Raw genomic sequence first — 23049 nt, 5'->3', positions numbered from 1 at the left:
CTTTTATTTTGATTGATTTGTTGGTGACAAAAATTCAAGCAGCAACTGATTGGCTGCGACTGCATCGTTTTGATCGATCACAGCTTGAATCGCAGCCAAGCCTACGTTATCGATCATTTGATCCATTTGTTTGATCATTTTCATGTTTTGTTCGCACTCTTTTGAGGCATGCTCAATTACAGGGAACGTATCAAAATAAATCACACCGTCATAGTTATGCTTTTTGACATAATACAAGAATTCTAATGTTTTGAAGGGTGTTGCTGAACCGATCATCAATCCATCGTCGTTTAACCCATACCCATCATTCAGATGCACCCCGTATAATAACCCTTTTCCAGCGAACAGATCCGCAGCAAAAGCAGGGTTTTCGTGTTTCATTAGCATGTGGCAATAATCAAGGGTCACACCTACATTTTTACGGTTGATCTCATTAAGCATCATTCCAGTGACACCCATACTATCAATGAACGCATAGGCTCTTGGTTGAAATGGCTTATACTCGATACTGATTTTCAAATCTGGTGCGTAGTCAGCAATTTCAATAAAGGCAGCCCGAATCTGATTCCAAACCTTTTGGTAATTGATTTGAAAACTATAGTCAAAGCCATCAAACCCGAGCCAAATGGTTACGACTTCTCCACCTGCTGCACGACAATAATCAACAGCTTCTTTGCATAACGTTAAGGCATGCTGCGCAACCTGTGGGTCAGCATTGCCTAATTCACCGTTGATAAACTCTTCTCTGAATCGCAATGCAACACCATTCAATTTCAAATCAGCTTGTCCCAATCTCTCTTTCATTTCAGAGGCAGTCGTCCCACCGACGTGCTCCGGATAATTTAAATCTACGTAATCAAGCCCCAATTCTTTGAATGCGCCAAATACATTGTCTAAATCATTTTCGTAAATTGATAAAAATGAATTGATTCTCGTTGCTAATTTCATCTTCATTCTCCTTAGCCATTTATTATAGACTCAGAATAGCACAAAATTTTTCCATTAACAACCACTTTATTTCATATTATTTCAAATTAATTCATAAAGAAGCATTGTCTCTATTAAAAGAAATACTTCAAAAAATTGATTTATAAGCATTTATTTTGTTAAAACTCCATTTTGGAATCATTTGAAATAAATTGATTTTTTATGGATAATTTTAAAAAAGTTATCTTGATTCACTGATTATGCTGATTTGACTCTATTCGTTTCAGAAAAAGGATCATTTGGTAAATTCCTAGTGGGCTGTTATTGAACTAGGCGTCCCTAGTAATGTATCCCCTCTCACTCTTTCGAATTGTTTTCACGTGAAACAAAAAAACCTAACCAACCAGCAGGATCGCTGTTTGATTAGGAAATGGGCACTGCTTTATTGTTTGGTCAACCACGTGCGCGAGTGTTCAACTTCTTCATACGTTAACTGATGACTTGGGGTCCAAACGGTTGAAAGGACTGCGCCCCGCGAGGTAAAGATCTCTTGGACGTAAGCACTGTCAGCTAGGGAAACGATCGGGTCGTTTCTGCCAAAACTCAGAAACACATGAGTGTCAGGCAAGGAATTCGTCGGTACATTCTCGACTGGATACATGGCGTGGTAGAGGATCGCTTTTTTGAAGTGGTCACTATCATTTAGTAATAAGCGAATGGCAATGTTGGCGCCATTGGAATAACCCACCAGTACCACTTGCGCTAACGAAAAGTTGTATTCTTTGGCGGCTTGCCGAATAAAATCGGCTAATTCGTCGCCGCGAAGTGCTAAGTCGGCTTCATCATAAACCCCTTCAGCTAGGCGTTTGAAGTAACGGGGCATGCCGTTTTCTAAGACATTGCCGCGAATACCTAATAGTGAAGCTTGGGGATCAAGGGCTTTGCCTACTTCTAGCAGCGACTGTTCGTCGCCACCGGTGCCGTGGAGCAGCACCAAAACTGGTGCGTCAGCTGCTCCTTGTTGATAGATTGCTTTCATCGAAGTTCCTCCTTTAACTTGGTCGTTTGATATCGAAAATCTCCCCAATCGTTGCGTAAGAATTTCCCGCTAGCCGGCTGACTGCTTGTAAGGCACGGGGATCGATCTTGCCATCTTGATAGACATCCTCTGCAATCTGGTAGCCGACGACTTCCAACAATAAGAGATCGGCAGTGGTCTGCTGGTCTTTTTTGATGGGTACGTGTTGATGCAGAATCGTTTCTAAGCGTACATTGGCTTCTTTCAAGCCAGGAACGACAATTGTTTTCGATGTCGTTGTGGTAAATCCAGAAACCGTCAACTCGCTTTGGTCTGCGGGCAATAATGCCGCGGTTTTATTGGCCTCTTGGACATTTGTTTGATCCAAAATATGCACGACGGCTTCTTTTGTCGCCAACAGATTGCGGGCGGTGTCTTTCAGTTCCCCCTCTTTACGCTGGATAGCCAACGAGAGGATCACGGGTTCTGAGCTGACGATGTTAAAAAAACTGAATGGGGCGATGTTGACGATACCATCGGCTGATTGCGTACTGACCACTGCCACTGGCCGTGGAATGATGGAGCCGATCAGTAGTTTATAATTTTCTCGTTGGGTCAAATTCTTGGGATCTAAATAGTGCATACAGCGTCTCCTTTTTTCTAAACCGATAAGTCTGGCAAGCGATCCTCGATCTCTGCACGACGGCTTTCAAATTGGGCTGGCAGCATCAACTGCTGTCCTAACGTTTCTAATGGTTCATCAACTAAAAAGCCTGGGGTTTCTGTTGCGATCTCAAAGACGATGTTGCCCCGCTCTTGGAAATAGACGGCTTTGAAATAATTGCGGTCTTTGATTTCAGTGACTCCGTATCTTTGATCGTACAAGTACTCTTGCCACTCTTTTTGCACTGCTTCCGTTGGCACAGACCACGCGATGTGATGGACGGTGCCGACACCCCAGCGCCCTGCTGGCAGTGCTTCATGGGGCACGACGATCTCATGAGCGAGGGTGCCTGCGGTATGAAGATGGGTGCTTTTCTCTGTTTTGTTAAAAATGTTTAGTCCTAGATCATCTGCCAACGTTTGAATGGTCGCTTCTGGTTGTGCCGAAAGCAAGACGGCCCCATGAAAGCCTACAATCGCTGGTGTTTCCGCCGATTCTTCGGCTTCGACTAACGCCAAAGACAGGTCATGCTGATCATGAAGTTCTAAAGTTGGCCGATCAAACAATGTACTTTCTTGGACAGTTACTTGATGTTTCGCCAAATGTTCTTGCCAATAGGCACTGCTGCCTTTAGGAATACGAAACGCGATCGTGCCGACTTGTCCGCTTCCTACTCGTCCAGGATGGGCATTTGCCCATGGAAAGAAGGTGATGATGGTCCCATTTTCTAATGCTTGATTGCTGTAATAAAGATGATACGTGTACGGATCATCAAAATTGACGGTTTGTTTGACGAGGCGCAACCCCAACACGTCGCGGTAAAAGGCAACGTTCGTTTGCGGATCGCCTACGATGGCTGAAATATGGTGGATCTGTTGAATGGGTTGCATACTGTGTGCCTCCTTAGGCGCGTTTTGTATTGAAGGGTTTGATGACTCCTTCGATGTATTCACGGCGATTTTCTAAAAATGGTGCCAATGATAAGGACTCACCCAATGTTTCGTATGGCTCATCCCCCATGAACCCTGGTTCATCTGTTGCTAGTTCAAAAAGAATATGGCCGATGCGCACATACAAGGATTCAAAATAGTAGCGATCCACATAGCCGGAGTTGGCCAATCCCAAGTTATCAAAGATTTCTTGCCAAACTGCTAATGAGTCGTGGTGAGCTAAGCGAAAAGCGACATGATGTACTTCGCCATCGCCTTGTTGCGCTTGCGGGCTCGTGGTATCTTCCACTAAAACGACTTGAGCGCCATTGCCGCCTTCACCAACTTCTAGCAAATAGCGATTATCTACTTGATCAATGGTTTTGAAATCAAAAACGGATTCCAGCAGCCCTTTGAAATCTGCCAAGTAAGAAACAGACATTTCGACAGGACCTAAGCCATAAATCGCAAATTTAGTAGGAACCGGTCCTTTTTTCCAAGGAGTACCAGCTTTCACGCCAGTATTGTGTTCGTCAGAGATCAATTGATAAGCTTGCGTATCAAAATCCCAAAAACGCATCACTTTTTTCCCAAATTCGGTGGTGATTGCTTCGTGTTTTACCTCAAATTCATCAAAGCGTGCGGCATAATAATCAAGGGCAGCATCACTGGGTACTCGGAAACTGGTGCGGGTGATCGAGTTGGTTCCTTTGCTGCCGCGAGCGGTATTGGGAAAATCAAAGAACGTCATGGTCGTTCCCGGTGACCCTAAATCATCCGCAAAGTAGGTATGGTACGTATAAATGTCATCTTGATTGACGGTTTTTTTCACTAAACGCATCCCTAACACATCTGTAAAGAAATGGTAATTCCGTTCCACATCACTTGTCATGGCCGTCACATGGTGTACCCCTAATAATTGATCTTGTTTTCTCATTTTCTTTTCCTCATTTCTGATCGTAAGTTATTTTTCGTAAAATTGTTTTTAATTGTTGCAATTCTTCACTGCTGAGTTCGGAAAAACTCGCCGCAATCTTTTGTGCATGACTGGGAAAAATTTTCTCCATCAATGCCCTGCCTGCTTCCGTAATCCTGACGTAAGTTACCCGTTGATCTTCTTGGCTAGGTTCCCGGCGCACGCAGCCTTTTTTGACTAATTGATCGACTACATAGGTTGTCGAGCTGCTGGCGATCAAAATTTTTTCCTTGATGGCTTGCGTCGTATGGGTGCCTTTATGGTAAAGCAATTCCAGTACAGAAAACTCTGTGATATTTAAGCCATAACAACGAACATCTTTTTTTGCCACTTGTTCCAAACGACTCGCCGTACGCAGCAAACCGATGTACGCTTTGAGCGCTTCTTCTTGATGCGCCATTTTCCTCACCTCTTTATTTCGAATTCGAGATAATCATAACTTACTTTTTGTAAGTTGTAAAAAGATATGCTTTGGTTGTTTAAGAAAATCATTCAATGCTTATTTTTATAGAGGTTAAGAACGGTTAGACACTAACGAAGGTCCCACCTTTTCTCTACGTCCCCTTCAAATCTAATAAAAAAACGGAACTCATGAAAGGTTCCATGAGTTCCGCTAAATATATATTTTACTGAAGAGGATTCGATCCATTCCATGTACCGATGAATGAAGCGCTGATTCCGACGCATACTTGTCCTTTTTAGATCATTGTGGTCGGCTGCACCTGCTTTTCCAAAGCCAGTAACCACTTTTTGCGTTCGACACCGCCGCCATAGCCGCCGATGCTGCCATCGCTATTGATGACGCGGTGGCATGGAACGATCAACGCCAATTGATTTTTTCCGTTGGCATTGGCAACAGCTCGGGTAGCTTTTTCATTGCCGATTCGCTGTGCCAATTGTTTGTAAGAGTATGTTTCTCCGATCTTCATCGCCAACAGCTGCTGCCAGACGGCTTTCTGAAAATCGGAGCCGATCAATGCAATTGGAATCGTGAAAACAGTTCGATTTCCTTCAAAATATTCCGTCAGTTCTTGCTTAAGCTGCTGGATGATTGCTGTTTGCTGGGGAATAATCACTGCATTCAAACGGCTTCTCAAAACAGCGATCTCCGTTTCTAGCCCTCTGCGATCCACGAATTCTAACAAGTAAAGCTGCTGCTGGTCGCTGATCGCCAACATCGACCCTATCTTGGTCTCAAGCCAAGCAGAAGAAAGAATCGTTTTTTCGCGGCTGTTGGAAGGCAATTCCCCCATAATCCGGGAAAACGCATCTCGAAAGCCGTTGCCAGAATCGAAGCCGGCTTCTAATTGTGCTTGGATCAGCGGTTCTCCTTCACGAATCTGCTTAAACGCTAACCCTAAACGGCGTGCACGGGAATATTCGATAAAGGTCATGCCAAAATATTTTTTAAATTGTCGACGCGCAGTATTGGGATGGATCGCTAGCGTTTCAAAATCTTTATCGGTCCACTTTTTCTCCGGGTTACTCTCCACCGCTTCCACAAGGCTTTTCACGTCAGGGGATAAGTGGCTAGGTGAGCTGAGCGGGCGACATCGTTTGCAGGGACGATACGCCGCCAGCAGCGCTTCTTGTGCCGTCTGAAAAAACTCGCAGTTTTTCTTGAGCGGTTTTTTCGCTGGACAGGTAGGACGGCAAAAGACGCCGGTGGTTTTTACCCCAACGTAAAAAATCCCTTCATATTGGGAATTTTTTTCAATCAGCATGTCGTAATAGTGGTCCCGTTGTCGGCTATCTTCAATCATCTTGCGCATCCCTCCTTCTTTTCTACACTTACAAAAATACTTTGTACCTGTCCTAACACACGACCAACCAATGCAGCAGCCTGCAAAGGCAGGTCGAAAATTTGCCCATATCCTTCTGATGACATACGATCACCCTTTCCTCTGAATGACCTTAGTGTACAAAGAATGGTCTTGACGCATCCCATAAAAATTAACATCAATTTTTTTAAAAAGGATCGAAGGCAGTTATCCTCCGATCCTTTTGATTTCCCGTTTGCCTATTTTTCGGCGAATCTTAAAGCGGCACCTACAGGAACCTAGACCGTCGCCTTCTGCTTGACTTACAGGGCACTTTTTTTCCGCAAGACTCGCTCCAAACGGGGGCGATTATAGCGTTGGATCATGATGAATGGGCAGTTGGCCAATAACGCATAGGCGATCATCACCCAGCCCGCCCACGTAGGATTCCAGAGGAAAAAGAACGGTGCTGGAACAATCAGCAGCCAATGGGTCAGCTCTGCTCGGCGTGTTTCGATGACGAATTTTTCCAGATAGTCCTTTTGTTGCTGAGCCAAGCGAGATTTGTCAAAGCCTTTTTTGGCAATCACAGTGCCGTCGGGCAATTTGTCTTTCCACTGACGAATACGAAATACCTCCGCCCAGATTCTGCCGCCTTTTTCAAAGGCAAAAGAACGGAACCAGTTGGCATGACGTTCAAAAAAAGCATCACTGACTTTGCGCAAGCCAAACGAGATGCCTAGATGAAACAGCAGCCAAGCCAAGCTGTCTGTAATGAGCAAGAGCAGTGGAGATAAGGTGATCAGCGGCATGTGCATCGCCTCCTATAAATTGATTTTTCGTCCTTTCCAGGTCACGGATTTCAACAAATGGGTTTGGATCCATGACCAACCAAATAAGCCTAGGAAAAAAAGAAAGTAACATGGGAAAAAAAGCAGCAAGACTCGGTTGAAGTTGCCGACACGGCGAGCAAAGCACAGAGTTTGTCCAAAATAAGCAGAATAAAAAAGCAGTCCTAGCCAAAGCGGTTCCATCAGAAACGGTGCCGCCAGTACCCCAATGCCGCCGCTGATCCACAAGATGACACCCGCCATGATCAAAGGGTGAGTGAATTGCGAAGCAGTGGCAAAGTCCTTCGTCCAGCCTTGAACAAGTTGACGAACACCAGCTGGATACATCCGAAAGGCCAACAGGTCTTTTCCACCATACAAGGTGATCGGCAAGCGTTTTTTCTTAAAGCGTCTCGCTAATGCTAGATCATCTAAGATTCCTTGTGGCATGTCCTGATGCCCATTGGCTTGAAGGTACGCTGTTTTGCTGCACAAGATACACGGACCAAAGGCGCCGCCGGCTGAGAGTTTTTCGCCTACGATAGAAAAGCGGTTCAACCCGACAGGTAAGATGACATTAAAGACGGCAGATAGTTGTTCATACAGGCGCTTCGTTTGATGATAGGGCTGCACCGAGAGCAGGCCTTGTCCCGATCGCTCCTCATACGCAGCGAAAAGGCGCTCTAAGCCATCTTCTGCTAGAAAGAAGGTATCGGCATCCAAAAATAATAGATACTTGCCCACCGCTTGTGAGGCGCCTAACCAGCAAGCCGCCGCTTTCCCAGCAGAATCAGCAGCGGTTTGCAAGACCGTCGCACCGAAGCGCTTGGCGCAGGCGATCGTCTCGTCTTCCGATCCGTCATCAACCACCAAAATCTCCACAGGATAAAGGGTTTGCTGCTGCAAGGATGCCAACAATTGCGGCAAATTTTCTTCTTCATTGCGGGCGGGGATGATGATCGACAATTCTGCCCTCTCCTTCAAGTCTTTGGATGCGGCTGTCTCCTTGCGGGTGGGTATCGTCGGCAGGCGGAAAAAAATCAGCCAGCCTGCCAGCCAAGCAGCGCAAATACCAGCGAGCAGCAGGTACACAGTCATCATCCTTTCTTGTCTTAGTGTTCTCTTTTGGTGATCATCTCACTGACTTGCTGGCCACTAAGGGTCACCATCGGCATGCCGGCACCGGGATTGACCGTACCGCCAACGAAGTATAGATTTTCGTAGCGTTCGCTGTGTTTCGGGTGTTTAAAGCCATGATTTTTCTTGCGATTAGAGACCGTGCCGTAGATGGCGCCGCGATGTGACAAATAATTCTTTTGGATGTCTTCGGGTGTCCAACGGTCTTCATACACGATGTGCTTGCGTAGATCCGTTAAGCCCATGTTTTCCAGCTTGATCAAGATCCGTTCACGAAAGGCATCGTATTCCGCTTCCGTAAAGGGTTTATCCTGCAAATAAGGGATATGAGGCAAGATTTTGATGTTCTCATGCCCTGCCACTGTTTGCGACGGATCGGTTTTGTTGGCATTGACCAAATAGATCGTTGGGTCTTCCGGCAGCTGATGCTGATGGAAATTTTGATCAAAGTTTTCTTTTGAGGCATTGGAAAAGAAAAAGTTGTGGTGCGCCAGTTGCGGATAGGAGGTTTTGACCCCTAAGTGCAAGACAAAGCCAGAACTTGCTGGTTCAAATTTTTCTTCCAGTTTTCGAGTAAAGGTCGGCGCTTCTTCTAACAGCTCTTCATAAGCCGGGATCACTTCCATGTTGGAAACAAAATAGTCGGCTTCGATCAACGTACCATCATCCAAACGAGCGGCACGGATTTGTTCTTGTTCAACGATCAATTTTTCCACTTTATGTCCCGTATGGAAGGTCACACCGATCTCTTTTGCTAAGCGAACGATGCCTTCGGCTAACCGATGCATCCCGCCTGGCACGTACCAGACACCTTGGGCATGCTGCATGTAGATCATCATGTTCAAGACGGCTGGGGCGTCATAAGGAGACGAGCCGACATACTTGATAAAATAGCTCAGCATGTCTTGCAGCTGCGGATTGCTGATACGTTTTTGAATGGCATCATGCATGGAAGAGAAATAATCAAAGCCTTTCAGCGCTTTGATCACGCCGTGATACTTCAAGATTTCTTTCGTGGTATCTAAGCCTTTCTCGAAATAGCCTTTTTCCGTGATATCATAAATCTTTTGCGCATAGTCCAAAAAGTCTTGGTACTCTGCCATGTCTTTTTCCGACAAGTGGGGGTTTTCCTTTGCCATGCGGGCAAGATCGCCATAGAGATCGATCTTGGTGCCGTCAGGAAAAAAGGAGCGCCATTCCAATGGCAATCGGCGAATCGCAACATAATCCGCCATATCGCGATTGCTGCCAGTAAATAATTTTTCAAAAATCTGCGGCATCGTCAAAATCGAAGGACCTAAGTCAAAGCCGAAGCCGTTTGTTTCCAGTCGGTTCAATTTGCCACCTAAATGGTGATTTTTTTCATATAATGATACATCAAAGCCATTTTGGGCTAATGAGACCGCCGCTGATAGACCACCAAGTCCGCCGCCGATCACTACAACTGTTTTTTTCTCATTCATTAAGTTGCTCCTCGTTTGCTTTAATAAACGTCCCTATTTAGCCAATTCTTTTCACCGAAACAGACGGTTGCGTCTCACTGCAACTGCGTGTCTTCGCACTATTTTGGCATTGGCCACTTGAATCAAAGGATCGTTTTTCTAGATAATTCTATAGTATCACACCTTTGAAAAAATGACGGGGATGAGCCTACCGGTCAACTGATGCTGTTTTTTCTCAACCATGATTTCAGCGAATGAAAAAACAACCTGCTGGAAAAGAAAGGAAACCCAGTCATTTCGTCCATTCCGAAAATATTCTTTTTATAACAACAATTATCAGAATAGTTGAACATTTTTGACGTTAATACCAGCGAAAACAAATCTTCGTATGGTTACGAAAAAACGCGTTTGAGCCAATTTGGAATATCCTGTACATTGAATGTAGCGAAAGTCCTTCCCCCAATCATTAAAAAAAACAAAAGGGCCTTCTCAGTAAGACATTGCTTAACAGTGACTCTTTTTGATAATGACACGTATTGTCACCTTTTCCTAACACTTATAAGGAGTATTGATATGAACTTAAAAACGATCCAATCAGCCGAAGAATATGTAAACTTTTTTGACGTAGAATTTATCCACTCTCCCTGTTCTTATACACACCCAAAAATCTTTAATTTTTATCTCTCTTTGCGCCAACGATTCTTGGCGATCTATGAACAAGACGAGGGTACTTTTTTCGAAAAAATGTCGTTGCTCTTAGATATCGACGCACAGCTGCAAATACTAAAAGAACTTTATGTTTTAAAAATTTCTTCTCTAAACGAGTATACGGAAGAAGAGATCATTCAGCTGACGGTCAAAGACAAAACCTGTTTCTATCGGGAATTGACCGGTCTTCAGCTAAACCAAAAGGCGCCTTGGAGTTTGATTTACTTAAGTGAAGCCCAATGATTTCGCCCACATTGATCGATTGAATTGAAAACCGCTGGTTCCAAAGGCTTGCATCCGTACCTGATGCATTCCCCACTTCCCCTTCCCACACTCCTGCACAGCTGCGGAGAGTCAAGCCATTAAAAAAGAAAGCATCTTTCCTTCTCACTGTCTAAGCAGTGAAGGAAAAATGCTTTCTTTTCATGTAAAAGGCCCTTTCTAGCAACTCTTTAGGTCAAAACAGAATGGGAAACTAGAAGAGGTCTTTTAGGGCAAATTGGCGGGTGACGTTAGGATTGATCCGTTCAAGCAGCCGATTCCAGTCAGAAGAAGAAGGGATCGTTTTGAAGACGATACATTCAACGATATCTCGAAATTCGGTCGCATGCTCGGCATAGTTCGTCACTAGCAGATCAATGGTATTTTGTTCTAAATATTGAGCATTGACTTCCCCTGAGTCAGGATAAAAGACTTGATGGGATCGGCTAAAATAGCGGTTGGACCAGCCCTCAATGTACTGAACGATATTGTTATTTCCTTCGAAGATAAAGGCGATATTTTTTCGGGGAAACCAATGACGTTCTCGAACAGATTCGATAAAAATCACTAAGTTTGCACAAAAATCCGTCAGATACTCCACAGAATAAAGGGTGTGGTACTCGCAACTACTTTCTAAAAACTCTCGGTAAGCAGCAAACTCCTTAGAAAAAGTTTTCTTAATAAACGCATTCACATCATAAATATTACGATTGGCCGAAGTGGATAAGCACTCCTTCAATTTGGCAGAAGTAAAAAAGGATTCGATCAGAATCTGATCTTCTTTAGGCTTTTTCGACGATACATTCAACATCTGATAAAACTCGTTGGTCAACGTGCGAATCTCGGTCCAATGATTATAAGAAAGACAAAACTTTTGTTCGACGATCACATTTTGCAGTTTTTTCTTTGTGATAATACTAACAAACAAAAAGATAAGTTCATCGTTCGTCAATCGACATTGAAAGTACTTTTCAATAATGCCATTGATTCGCTGAAAGTGCATCAGCTGAATACTGTGTCGCAAGGCGTGGTACAATTCGTCGTTGATTTGCACAGTTTTGCCTTGCATAAATCGCTCAAGCGAAATATAAAGTAGATACGTATATTGTGAAAACGAAACGGTGTGATAACTATTTTTGTCAAACATCCTGCCGATTTCCGTTACTGCCTGTTGGACCGCAGCTGGCGGAAAGACAGTATGGGGTGTGCTATCCGTTTCATAGAAAAAGGTACAGAAGAAATTGCGGATATCTGCTTCTTGTCCAACGATATTCAGGGGATCTAGTGCTAGTTGGAGATCAAAACGTGCCAGTTGTTCATGAATGCGCTGCAAATATTTTGATAAGGTACTCTTGGATAAAAACAAGCAGTCCGCCCACTCATCGATCGTCTTTAACTCTCCAATAAAAATATTTTCCAATAAAATAAAGAGCGGTTCATTCGCTAAAAGCGAGGCTTTTTTCTTTTCATACTGTGAATAATCAAATAGTTCAAACGAATAGCCTTGATTGGTGGAAGTGATCAGGATCAACCCACAGAAATAATCATTAATCTGACTGATGTCTTTGCCAATCGTCCTTGTGGTACTACTTGTTACTTCAGCCAAATGGCTGGCACTGCAAATTTCATTTTTTTCAAATTCACTTAGAATCTGCAGCCATCGGACGGTCGATTTGCTTGTGACAAAACTCAATTGAAAATTTTTCAAACATAAGCTCCTTACTAAGAATTTCTTTTTTGCGGCTAATTTACGCATGAAAGGCGCCTAAGCAGTCTCATTATATCGGTTTTCATCCTACATAAAAAATCGGTTTTTTCATAGACTGATGAAAAAAAGCGTTGTGTCCAGACTACTGTCTTATGACAATTATTTTATCGGCTATTAAAAATAGTGCAAGGATTTCGCTTTTGCTTTCATCAGATTCTGCTTAAGGAATAAGAAAATTCTTTGTAACATTTGCTTCATTTTGAAAAAAACTGCTATGTTGAAAATCACCTATGTTTTCTTTATTTGTCTAAATGTGTCTGTCATGATGTTTAAAAGCTGTTCATATTGCGTTTCTTGACTTACTTTTTTCATCTGCACGTTAAAGTCCTGTTCAATAAATTGTTTGGGTATCAACTGATCCATTTCTATTTTTGAAAGCCTCTCGGTACATTTCGCTAACAGTTGGTAATCCTTTACGAGTGTTTGCGGCAGCTTGTATGTTTGTGTAAAAAAGGAATAGCTCGCATTCTTTTGAATCGTTAGTGCCACCTGCTTTTGAATCAAATAGTGTAATTTTTCTAATTGCTTATCTGTGACGGATCGTTCACCGTTTTGTTCAAATAATTGACAGTAATAGTCTAAAAATTCGCTATTGGCCATCACTGCCTCAAAATCCGTTTTATTTATTCTCATAAAATGTTCCCCTCTTTTTTTATTTTATGCATCACTGTGTAAAACATTCTTTTCGTTTAACAGAAAAAAAGAGCAGCTCATTTATCTCTTCTACTTTTTTATGGTTAATCATTTCTTGTTAGTTCTTTTCAACGATCAATACTGATTAGAAAAAAAGGAATAGACTTATAATTGATGCACTTCCTGATTATTCGCTCCCCTACTTCGTTAGCAAGTTTTTATTCGTAGGGGTAAAAACTGTAACGATTTTGCTTCTCCGCTCATCATCAATAGCATTCGAACCTACCATTTGTGCTGCTGGCTGACCGATCTGTTCACGCCAGTTTATGGGTTAGCAACTGTTACGGTTATGTGAAAATTATAAAGAATCTATGCACGATTTTTTTAAACATTTTTTCGGTTTTCATGAAAAAAAAATTAAAATCGTTGCTCCCAAAAAATTGCTGGAAAAGACAAAAAAAGAAAGTATCCACGATACTCTCTTTTCGGCAATCCTTATTTTGTTAAAAAAGCGATGGGATCGACCAATTGCTCTTGGCTCAAACTAGGCGATGCACTGACTTCAAAGTGCAGGTGTGCGCCTGTGCTATTGCCCGTACTACCCATGAGGGCAATCGTTTCTCCTTGTTTCACTTGTTGGCCCACCCTCACAAGGTTCTGTTGATTATGGGCATAGAGCGTCGTCATCCCGTCGTCATGAAGAATTGCTACATAATTCCCCCAAGAAGGATGAACCTCTGAACGGATGACCGTTCCAGATTGACTCGCCATGATGGGTGTCCCAAACGCTGCGGCAAAGTCAACGCCCCGATGAAAGCTTCCCCAACGTGGGCCAAAAGTAGAAGTGACAACGGCTTTTTCAACAGGAAAAAGATACGTCTCGCTTGCGGTCACATCAGGTTTTTTCTGATCATAACGGTTCAACGCATAGGCTTCGATCAAAGCTGTCAGCTTTTGATCATACGTCGTATCTGTGGCATACCGACCAGTCAAATAACGGGCAGCCTCTTGATAAGAAGTCGCTTCTGATTTCCATACGCCTTTATAAAAATCAGACTGCTGCCCGACCCCTTCTTTCAACAAACGAGCATAGTCCATCAATGACTCTTTGTAGCCAGTATATTGGCGGAACGTTGCCGTGATTGTGTAGTGATTTCCCGAACCATCATCTTCTTGTGTCCGAAAGGCAACACCCTGTCCGTGATAGGTTCCTTTGATACCAAAGAGATTGAAATACGGCGCCTGACTCAATCTGCTTTGACCGCCACCTGATTCTAAAATAGCCTGTGCAATCATGACAGAAGCGTACAAATCATTTTTCAAGCCAATATCTCGGGCATCTTCGCCGATTTCTTGGATAAAATCCCACACTTCTTTTACTGGTGTGACCGTCAAGCTCGTTTCGCTACCTTGCTGCGTTATAGGATCGGATTGACTTGGCCCGCTTGGTGCTTGGGTACTTGGTGGTATGATCGGAGACACAGCCGCCGGTGTTTCTTGACTTGCATCACTGTTTGCTTCTGGTGTCGGTTGCGTTTCTACAGGTTCTGACGGTTGGGGCTTCTCTGGCTGCGTCTCAGGTTTGGGCGCTTCAGGCTTCGTTGGTTTTTCTGGTTTCGGTGCTGGGGTTGGTTCTTCTGGCTGAGAAGGCTCTGGCTTACTCGGTAGTTCTGGCTCTGGTTTCGGCTCTGGTTTCGGTTCTGGCGTCGGTTGGGGATCTGGGGTTGGTTCTTCGGTTTGCTCTGTTCCCTCCGGCGCTGTCTCAGATCCTTCTGGTACACTTTCTACAGGTGCCGATCCTTGCTCCGAATCGGACACTTGTCCTTCCCCTGCTGGAGCAGTTTCTTCAACCGTCCCTGCTGTGCTGCTACTGTCACTTTCTTGTGCAGCTGTTTCTGATGTTTGGGCAACGATCGTACCTTCCGATGCAACAACCGCAGCTGAAACTGGCACACCAGCTAAAAGTTGTCCGCAAACCAAAAGAAGCGCTACCCCTTTTTGCGAATGCTTCATAGGCGATTTCCTTTCTCTCCTTTTTTCACTTAACAACCTCTATCAAAAAAACATGTTGTCATCCAAATAGTAAATAAATATCAATTCTCTTTTATTATACTACGCTTCGTTTTTTCGACTCAAGCAAATGACTCCCGTGCTTGTCAAAGAGAACGAGTTGTTGGAAGAATGGGTCTACTGGTAAAGGATCACGTTTTGCATCCAATTCGTTATCGAGTCTGGGTTGCAGCTTTTTCTTTCTGTTGCCTAAGATCCTCTGGCGTCATCAGAAAAAAACACAGTTTTTCAAATGGGCAACTGCCAGTTGAAAAACTGTGTTTTTATCGTCTTTTCTTGCTTCATTAGCTTTTTATCTAGCGTTTGGAGCCTTTCTATTAGCGCTTCGTTTTCTCAAGTTTATGTATGATTTTTGGCAATTGGTTTCTCAGGTCCTTGCTATACTTACCGTGAACGATTGATATTCCCGGAAATGTTCTGCTGGTAGTCAGAGCCTTCAAGGCACTGTGGCAAGAACGCCTAACAGTTGAACGTTTCATTCTCTGTGTAAATGATTATGCTATAATTATTTAAACTTATTTTTCGGAGGCTGACATGAAAACATTTCAATTAAAATTCATGCGAAATCGTACGTTGATTCGCTGGCTGCAATTGTTGAATGAATTTGAGAAAAGTCCCTCCCGTACACTGGGAGAACTCGCTGAAGTGACCGAGAGCAGTACGCGTACGTTGATTACTGACATTGCTAGCTTGCGAGAGTATTTTAAAGGGGCTATGGCGATCCATACAGCAAAAATCGGGTATCTTTTTGAAGAAATCGATCATGATAGGTATCGAAAGCAAAAGCAAGAATTGATAAAAGATGAACCGATTTTCCAGATTTTAGAAAGTATTTTTTATGATGAGCAGCAAACCCTCTTTGATTGGAGCTTAACGCTTAATATTTCTGAACAAGCGCTGATCAGCTACTTCCGGAAAATACAGCCATTTTTATCCCCTTTCTGTTTAAAAATCAAAACGGATCCCGTCTCTTTGGCAGGTTCGGAGATCGATATACGAAAATTTTTCTGTCTTTTTTACTACGAGTCTGACATTAATGTCCACACGTTATTTCCCTCGATCCATGTACAAGATGCGGTGATGGAAATCACTGACCTTTTGGAAACGAAGGCCTTACAGAGCTCTTCTTTTTCTTATTTTGCTTATATCCTTTATATGAGCGTGGAGCGCAGCAAACGCGGTTTACTTGCTGCCCCCTCTCCAGAACTAAGCGAGTTAGTTAAAAAAAATGGTTTACTTTCAAATTATGAGGACCTTAAAAAGATTATCCAGCGTTATTTTACCTTTGAGTTTCCTCAAGAAGAAGCAATCTATCTTTTGACTTGCATCATTTGTCGTCGCAAACTCAACACCGATCTAGAAACAAGCAAAGTGTTTTGTCTTAACTATAACCACTGGCCCGCGATCAAACAAATCACTGCTGATTTCTATGCCCAAAATCGCGGCAACAGCTTTGATGAACAAAAAGATTTGCTTTGGTTAGAGTCATTCTTCACTATTTTCAAGCTTCGTGAGTTGTTATCGCCAACGATGAACGTCAACATCGATGATTTGAATGCTTTCGTCAAAGAAAAATTTGCGGCTGAATATAAAAAAAATCGCCAGTTTTTGCTCTCACATCCTCTTGTGAAAACACTCTATTCTTTCGACCATTTGGATGATTTTTGTGCAAGTCTCACCTTCCACATGGAAGCCATCATTGAAGAGAATTGGGGCACACGGAGAACTATAGCTGTTATTTTTGAAGGTAACGAGTATGTTTGTGAGTACGCCGAAAGTATTATCCGAAAATATCTTGGCGTTTATCATGAAATGTACTACCCTGATTCAAACGAACTCTCCCACGAGTATTTAAAAGAAAAAAACATTAATTTTCTCATTACTAACTACTCCGAATACGCCACTGAATACTTACTGGATGTTGAAAGTGTCTTATTAAAATCAATACCCGACGCTGCCGATTGGAATTATCTTTTGAATCGAATCAATCCGAGAATTTTGCGGTTGGTCGTTCTTGATAATACGTAGTAATTCCAATCATTCACGCCGCTTCTCCAAAGAAAGAGAATTGATATTTCCTTGTCGCCTTTAAACGAACGCCTGACTAATCCTCCCATATAAAGCTGTTCTTTTTTAGTGGAAGCAGCTTTATATGGGACTTTTCCAATGAATCAAGTACGCTTTTTCCTTCTACGCTGCTACTATCAGCAATCATTGCTCTTTGGATTGATCTGCACTTAAAAATGTCCGTTTCGTAAAAGCCAGTGCGCCTACGAGGGTCATGAGTACGATGATTGGATGAGAAGATGCAGACAAGATCCCCAAAATCGCCGTCAACAGCGTGCCCGTATAACTCAAACCGACTGCCCATTGCTGAAGCCTTGAAAGCTCTCGCAGCTGCCCTTTAAAGGCCACCCCCAGCATCATTGCTCCGACAAAAGATAAAAGACCAAAAACTACATGTAAAAGTAACATTCTTTTTCCTCCTTTCTTAAATGTTCACATCGATCGCTTCAGCGATTCGTCTGCCGTATTCTGGGTCCGCACGGTAAAAATGCATGACCTGCCGTTCTTTGATCTGTTGATTTTGAACCTGTCCCAAACTTCCCGCAATCGTTTGAATTAAACGTGTTCGTTCTTCTTCTGAGAGCAAACGATAAAAATCACCTGCTTGGCTATAATAGTCTTCATCGTAATCAAAGGAACCGATCTCTCCTTCTAACGAATAGTGGATGCCCTTGGCATGCGGGTTTTCTTTGATGCCATCGAAACTGTTCGGTTCATAATTGATCCCTGAAGAATTCGTTTTGGTATTCATGAAACCGTCCTGTTGGTGATTATGGACAGGCGCTTTTGGCGCATTGATCGGCAACTGGCTGCTGTTGGGTCCAACTCGATAACGATGCGCATCACCGTAAGCAAACAGCCGACCTTGCAATAGTTTGTCCGGAGAAAAATCAATCCCTGGAACGATATTGCCCGGTGAAAAAGTGACTTGCTCGACTTCGTTGAAATAGTTCTCTGGATTGCGATTCAAAGTCATTCGTCCCACTTCAATGAGCGGATAGTCTTTTTGTGAGACTGTTTTGGTCACATCAAAAAGATTGACGGCAGCTGACCAACCTTCTTCAAAGGGAATGATTTGAACATAGAGTGTCCAAGAAGGATACTCCTTTGCCTCAATCGCTTTATATAGATCTTCAATATGATAATCAGGATTGCTTCCCGCAAGTTCTGCTGCGAGTGCCGCACTCATGTTCATAATGCCTTGATCCGTCCGAAAATGATATTTCACCCAAAAGCGTTCTCCCTCTGCGTTGAGCCAAGCGAATGTATGGCTCCCATACCCATGCATATGACGAAAGGTTGCCGGTAAGCCCCGATCCCCCATCAACAGGCTGACTTGATGGAGGGATTCCGGTGAATGGGACCAAAAATCCCATACCGCCTCTGGATTTTTCAAGTGCGTTCGCGGGTCTCTTTTTTGGGTATGGATAAAATCAGGAAACTTCAACGGATCACGAATAAAGAAAATCGGGGTATTATTGCCCACGAGATCATAATTCCCCGCTTCCGTGTAAAATTTAACCGCAAACCCCCGAGGATCGCGCAACGTATCCGCAGACCCTAGTTCTCCGGCAACCGTTGAAAAGCGAATAAACATCTCCGTTTCTTTCCCGATGGCTGAAAGAAACGCCGCTTTCGTGTACATCGTTACGTCGTTTGTTACTCGGAAGACCCCATGAGCCCCCGCACCTTTCGCATGAACGACCCGTTCGGGAATCCGCTCACGATTAAAATGTGCCAGTTTTTCTAGCAAATGGACATCTTGAATCAACACTGGGCCACGGCGCCCCGCTGTCAAAGAATTCTGGTTATCCGCTACACTGGCTCCTTGCGCAGTCGTCAACTTTTTTTTCATATCTTTCCTCTTTTCTCTATAAAATCAGTCAAGTGCAATTACTCTCAACAAAATACTTCTAATCAGTACAAAAATTATCATTATTCTTAAAATATATCAATTTATTTGCTCTCAAATAAGAATTAATTAAGATTTTTGACCATTTCCCAATTTTTCTATCGAAGTATCCAGGTTTTGCAGCAAGCCTCATGAATAAAAGGAAGCACAAAAAAGCAGTGAAGCGTTGGCTTCACTGCTGCTTTGCGTTCCATTCGATCCGAGACCACTCTACTGGCGATCAATTATTTTTTGCTGCCTGCTGCTTATTCGGCAGCTTCAATATCCTTGGCGATTTTTGCGACATCGATCTCCCGCTGCAAATAGTCTTGGTTGTCGATAGGAAAATGCTGACGAAATTCGGCTAGTTCCATCAATTCGACTTCGCCAGCTGCCACTTCAAAGTCTAAGACATGACCAGCAAATGTGCGATCATCACTAATAAAATGCAAATGGAAACCGGCGGCCGCAGCACCGTGGAACAGCAACGGGGTAAAGAACCCGACGATCGTGCCGCTGATATCTTCTGCTTGAAATTCCGGCTGATGCTGGATGATCTCAATGAATTTTGGGTATGGTTTTTCTTGCTTTGGGGCAACGCGGACGTGCATCTTGGTAAATACCCCATAAATCTTGACAGCGGAAAACAAATTCGGGCTGACTTCTGTCAGGACGTGGTTTTTCACTTCTTCATCGGTCATTTCTTGGCTGACCTGCAGGTGCTTCGCCGCAGAAAAATCAACGACTGCCGCATAGGGGGTTCCTTCATTTCCTTGGAGCACTTGTACCTTGCCCGACTCGTCTACATGGTAGATTTCACCATCTAAAATAATCACTTCACCATTGGAACCAGCCAAAGTACCAATCCCAAAATTGCCATATTCAAGCATTTTCCCGATTTGCTCCGTGCCATCCATTAAATCCTGCATCAACCCACCTAGGGTGCCATGCTGATATAAATAACTTTTGTTTTTCACTTTCATCTTGATGCTCCTTTGGTCTTAATAAAATTGATCAGGTAGGATCGTTTTGCCAAGATCGGCATTGTCTGAATAATCCACAGGGATATCAATGATCACTGGACCATCCGTTGCAAAGCCTTCTTCGATGGCTGCCATCAATTCTTGTTTGGTGGTTGCCCGTAAGCCTTTGGCACCAAACGCTTCGGCATATTTCACGAAATCAACTGGTCCAAAATCAACCCCAGAAGCACGATCATATTTCATTTCTTCTTGGAATTTCACCATATTGTAGGTACCGTCATTCCAAATCAAGTGAATGATGTTTTGTTTCAAACGGACGGCTGTTTCTAACTCTTGGGCAGAAAACAAGAAGCCACCATCGCCAGATACAGAGATCACTTGAGTATTTGGTCGCACGAGCGCTGCCGCGATCGCCCATGGCAAAGCTACCCCTAAAGTCTGCATGCCATTACTAAAGAGCAGATGCCGTGGCTCATAACTGCGGAAATGACGGGCCATCCAAATGTAGTGGCTGCCGACATCCACCGTCACCGTCATGTCATCGGTCACTTCTTGTTGCAAAGCATCAATGATTTCCAGGGGATGCAAGGTATTGTTGCTGCCTTCGACATCCGCTGGTTTTTCATTGAGTTTGGTTTGCAGCGTCGTTAAATAGTTTTGAGCGTCTTCGGTCAAGTGATACTGATCGATGGCTTTTGATAGTTGTTCAATAATTTTCGCGATACTGCCCATCAGTTCAACTTCTGGCTGCATAAATGGATCGATCTCCATCGGTACTTCATCGATGACGATCACGCGGGCATCTTTTTCCGCATTCCAGTTGCGAGCTTCGTATTCGATCGGGTCGTACCCCACAGCGATCACTAAGTCGCTGCGTTTCAACAGCATATCACCAGGCTGATTGCGGAACAAGCCGACGCGGCCAAAGAAATGCTCTTCTAATTCACGAGAAATGATCCCAGCGCCTTGGAAGGTCTCTACGACAGGCAACCCAGTTTTTGCAACTAAATGACGAATCGCTTGTGTTTCTTTCACGCCTGAAGCCCGCATTCCTAAGAGTAGGACAGGCAGCTTGGCTTCTTTGATCCGATCGACGAGTGCCTGGATATCTTCTGCATCGGCACTGCCTAATTTAGGCGAAGATAGTGGTTTGATCGCTGCCCCTTGAACGGTTCCGTCCGTCACATCTTGAGGAATGGATAAAAAGCTCGCCCCTTTTTTCGCTGTTTTTGCGATGCGAAAGGCGTTGGCAATACTTTCAGAAAGGGTTTCAGGATCTTGGACTTCACTGCTGAATTTCGTGATCGGCGCAAACAATGCCGCATTATTCATGCTTTGGTGGGTCAATTTTGAAAGGTCAGAACGCTTCACTTGGCCTGCTAGTGCCAGGACGGGATCACCTTCGGCAGTTGCCGTGACCAACCCAGTCGCTAAATTACTGGCTCCTGGTCCACTTGTCGCAATGACGACTCCTGGCTCTCCTGTCAGGCGACCGATTGCTTGTGCCATAAATGCCGCGTTTTGTTCATGTCGTGCCAAAATCAACTCTGGTCCCCGATCACTCAACACGTCAAATACGCCATCGATTTTTGCACCGGGAATCCCAAAGATATAAGGCACCCGATGATTTTCTAAACTTTCAACAATGATTTCTGATCCTTTTGCACTCACTGTATTACCTCTTTTCAAAAAACTGTATTAATCACAATACATATAATAGCACTTTCTATTTATTTATCAACGAAAAACACTTATTAATATCTGTACTATAAAAACGTAGTTTTTTAGAGAGCGTTTGCATCTGCTTCAGACCGCAGGTGTATGTCTTTCCATTTTTCCGACAAAAAAAGGAGTGGATCGCTCCACCCCATAAATCCTTTACTGTATCAGAACACCTCTAAAAAGAAGCTTCTTTTGTCGGTTTTTTATTCTGCTGGGACATTTTTTTCCGTCAGCCAACCGACAGCCAGTGTCATGGCAGCTCGTGCAGCTTGGGTCTGATCCATCGCATTGACCATCACAAAATCATGGATGATTCCTTGCAGACGTGCTTGGGTAACTTCCACGCCAGCTGCTCGTAAATGCTGCGCATAGGCTTCCCCTTCATCCCGCAAGACATCTGCTTCCCCCGTAATGATCAACGCTGGTGGCAGATCGGCTAACTCCTCTTTGGTCGCTCGTAAAGGAGAAGCGGTAATTTGATTCCGCTGTGTTTCATCCGTCGTGTATTGATCCCAGAACCATTGCATCCCTTCTTTGGTCAGAAAATAGTTTTCGCCAAATGCTTCATACGAAGGCGTATCAAAGCGGGCATCTGTCACAGGATAGAACAATAATTGCTGTGCGATCGGAATGCCACCACGGGCTTTCGTTAACAAGGTCATAACAGTCGCCATGTTCCCACCTACGGAATCGCCAGCCACGGTCAAACGGGTAAGGTCTAAGCCTTTGACATCGACAAATCCCGGTAATTGCTGCAAGACCGCATAATTTTGTTCGATCGCCGTTGGGTATTTTGCTTCTGGCGAACGACTGTATTCAGGAAAAATGACGATCGAGTTGGTTCGTACCGCCAATTCACGGATCAATTTATCATGAGTTGCGGCACTGCCGAAGACCCAGCCAGCGCCATGGAGATAATAAATAACAGGGAGAATCGCATGATTTCCTTCGGGACGAACAAAACGAACATTGATGGCCCCCCACTCGCCTGTATCTACGGTCTGATCTTCTATCTCAACCGCCAGTTTATTGACGGGTGACTCTTGGACTTGTTCCAATAGTGCGCGCCCTTCTTCTGGCGGTAATTCATAGATCCGTGGGTGCGGTGCATTTGCCTCACTAAATTCAACGGCTGCTTTTTCCAACGAAATTCTATCTGTCATACGATTCTCTCCTTTTGTTTGAAATCGTTCGTGTTGATCTTAAGGGTACCACCAAGTCATTCTGATGCAAAGAATCTTGCTTTCTTCTGTTTCCAAGCAT

The 23049-nt window shown here is 43.8% G+C and carries 20 protein-coding genes; 2 read left to right on the top strand and 18 right to left on the bottom strand.

Annotated features, from left to right (window positions below; all coding sequences use genetic code 11):
• Window positions 1-3 precede the first annotated feature (3 nt).
• The 10 genes from IGJ01_RS01040 to IGJ01_RS00995 form a co-directional block, all read right to left on the bottom strand.
• Window positions 4-948 carry a sugar phosphate isomerase/epimerase family protein gene (locus tag IGJ01_RS01040; RefSeq protein WP_077453036.1) on the bottom strand — a complete coding sequence of 315 codons (945 nt, stop codon included), beginning with the start codon at window positions 946-948 and terminating at the stop codon, window positions 4-6.
• Between the two features lie 421 nt (window positions 949-1369).
• A complete protein-coding gene (locus IGJ01_RS01035) occupies window positions 1370-1966 on the bottom strand; it encodes an alpha/beta hydrolase (RefSeq protein WP_005232636.1) in 597 nt (198 codons plus the stop codon).
• A 13-nt stretch (window positions 1967-1979) separates the two neighbouring features.
• Window positions 1980-2588, bottom strand: a complete 609-nt coding sequence (locus IGJ01_RS01030) for a flavin reductase family protein (protein WP_016611541.1) — start codon at window positions 2586-2588, stop codon at window positions 1980-1982.
• A gap of 17 nt (window positions 2589-2605) precedes the next feature.
• Window positions 2606-3499: a VOC family protein gene (locus IGJ01_RS01025; RefSeq protein WP_167822637.1), complete on the bottom strand. Its 894-nt coding sequence runs from the start codon at window positions 3497-3499 to the stop codon at window positions 2606-2608.
• 13 nt (window positions 3500-3512) lie between these two features.
• Window positions 3513-4475, bottom strand: coding sequence for a ring-cleaving dioxygenase (locus IGJ01_RS01020; RefSeq protein WP_430601306.1), 963 nt, complete (start codon window positions 4473-4475; stop codon window positions 3513-3515).
• Window positions 4476-4485: 10 nt separating this feature from the next.
• Window positions 4486-4914, bottom strand: a complete 429-nt coding sequence (locus IGJ01_RS01015) for a MarR family winged helix-turn-helix transcriptional regulator (RefSeq protein WP_005232643.1) — start codon at window positions 4912-4914, stop codon at window positions 4486-4488.
• 298 nt (window positions 4915-5212) lie between these two features.
• Window positions 5213-6277 (bottom strand): bifunctional transcriptional activator/DNA repair enzyme AdaA, encoded by a 1065-nt coding sequence (locus IGJ01_RS01010; protein ID WP_430601305.1) that lies wholly within the window; start codon window positions 6275-6277, stop codon window positions 5213-5215.
• Between the two features lie 320 nt (window positions 6278-6597).
• Window positions 6598-7086 carry a glycosyl-4,4'-diaponeurosporenoate acyltransferase gene (locus tag IGJ01_RS01005; protein ID WP_429970071.1) on the bottom strand — a complete coding sequence of 163 codons (489 nt, stop codon included), beginning with the start codon at window positions 7084-7086 and terminating at the stop codon, window positions 6598-6600.
• 12 nt (window positions 7087-7098) lie between these two features.
• Complete coding sequence (locus IGJ01_RS01000; protein WP_429970070.1) at window positions 7099-8205, bottom strand: glycosyltransferase; 1107 nt, start codon at window positions 8203-8205, stop codon at window positions 7099-7101.
• A gap of 11 nt (window positions 8206-8216) precedes the next feature.
• Window positions 8217-9704, bottom strand: coding sequence for a phytoene desaturase family protein (locus tag IGJ01_RS00995; protein WP_429970069.1), 1488 nt, complete (start codon window positions 9702-9704; stop codon window positions 8217-8219).
• A gap of 552 nt (window positions 9705-10256) precedes the next feature.
• Here IGJ01_RS00995 and IGJ01_RS00990 point away from each other — a divergent pair.
• Window positions 10257-10634, top strand: coding sequence for a DUF7006 family protein (locus IGJ01_RS00990; protein WP_005232663.1), 378 nt, complete (start codon window positions 10257-10259; stop codon window positions 10632-10634).
• 232 nt (window positions 10635-10866) lie between these two features.
• On the opposite strand, the gene IGJ01_RS00985 is transcribed toward IGJ01_RS00990, so the two are convergent.
• The 3 genes from IGJ01_RS00985 to IGJ01_RS00975 all read right to left on the bottom strand — a co-directional run bounded on the left by IGJ01_RS00985 (window position 10867) and on the right by IGJ01_RS00975 (window position 15066).
• Window positions 10867-12360 (bottom strand): helix-turn-helix domain-containing protein, encoded by a 1494-nt coding sequence (locus IGJ01_RS00985; protein WP_223347152.1) that lies wholly within the window; start codon window positions 12358-12360, stop codon window positions 10867-10869.
• 288 nt (window positions 12361-12648) lie between these two features.
• Window positions 12649-13053, bottom strand: coding sequence for a hypothetical protein (locus tag IGJ01_RS00980; protein WP_429970068.1), 405 nt, complete (start codon window positions 13051-13053; stop codon window positions 12649-12651).
• 495 nt (window positions 13054-13548) lie between these two features.
• The gene (locus IGJ01_RS00975; RefSeq protein WP_429970067.1) at window positions 13549-15066 is read right to left on the bottom strand and encodes a peptidoglycan DD-metalloendopeptidase family protein; all 1518 of its coding nucleotides are present in this window, start codon (window positions 15064-15066) and stop codon (window positions 13549-13551) included.
• A gap of 591 nt (window positions 15067-15657) precedes the next feature.
• Here IGJ01_RS00975 and IGJ01_RS00970 point away from each other — a divergent pair.
• Entirely contained in the window at window positions 15658-17151 is a 1494-nt protein-coding gene (locus IGJ01_RS00970; RefSeq protein ID WP_005232669.1) for a helix-turn-helix domain-containing protein, read from the top strand.
• 183 nt (window positions 17152-17334) lie between these two features.
• Here IGJ01_RS00970 and IGJ01_RS00965 read toward each other — a convergent pair whose 3' ends face one another.
• The 5 genes from IGJ01_RS00965 to IGJ01_RS00945 form a co-directional block, all read right to left on the bottom strand.
• A complete protein-coding gene (locus IGJ01_RS00965) occupies window positions 17335-17598 on the bottom strand; it encodes a hypothetical protein (protein WP_005232670.1) in 264 nt (87 codons plus the stop codon).
• A 16-nt stretch (window positions 17599-17614) separates the two neighbouring features.
• Window positions 17615-19045 carry a catalase gene (locus tag IGJ01_RS00960; protein ID WP_005232671.1) on the bottom strand — a complete coding sequence of 477 codons (1431 nt, stop codon included), beginning with the start codon at window positions 19043-19045 and terminating at the stop codon, window positions 17615-17617.
• Window positions 19046-19347: 302 nt separating this feature from the next.
• Complete coding sequence (gene budA / locus IGJ01_RS00955) at window positions 19348-20064, bottom strand: acetolactate decarboxylase (protein WP_101698755.1); 717 nt, start codon at window positions 20062-20064, stop codon at window positions 19348-19350.
• Between the two features lie 18 nt (window positions 20065-20082).
• The gene (gene alsS, locus IGJ01_RS00950; RefSeq protein WP_005232673.1) at window positions 20083-21735 is read right to left on the bottom strand and encodes an acetolactate synthase AlsS; all 1653 of its coding nucleotides are present in this window, start codon (window positions 21733-21735) and stop codon (window positions 20083-20085) included.
• A gap of 254 nt (window positions 21736-21989) precedes the next feature.
• A complete protein-coding gene (locus IGJ01_RS00945) occupies window positions 21990-22949 on the bottom strand; it encodes an alpha/beta hydrolase (protein WP_005232674.1) in 960 nt (319 codons plus the stop codon).
• Window positions 22950-23049: the final 100 nt, after the last annotated feature.

Source organism: Enterococcus sp. AZ089 (assembly GCF_050547225.1).
GTDB lineage: Bacteria > Bacillota > Bacilli > Lactobacillales > Enterococcaceae > Enterococcus_D > Enterococcus_D entomosocium.
Note: the sequence above shows the minus strand (reverse complement) of the source record. Positions and strands in the feature narration are given on the sequence as shown.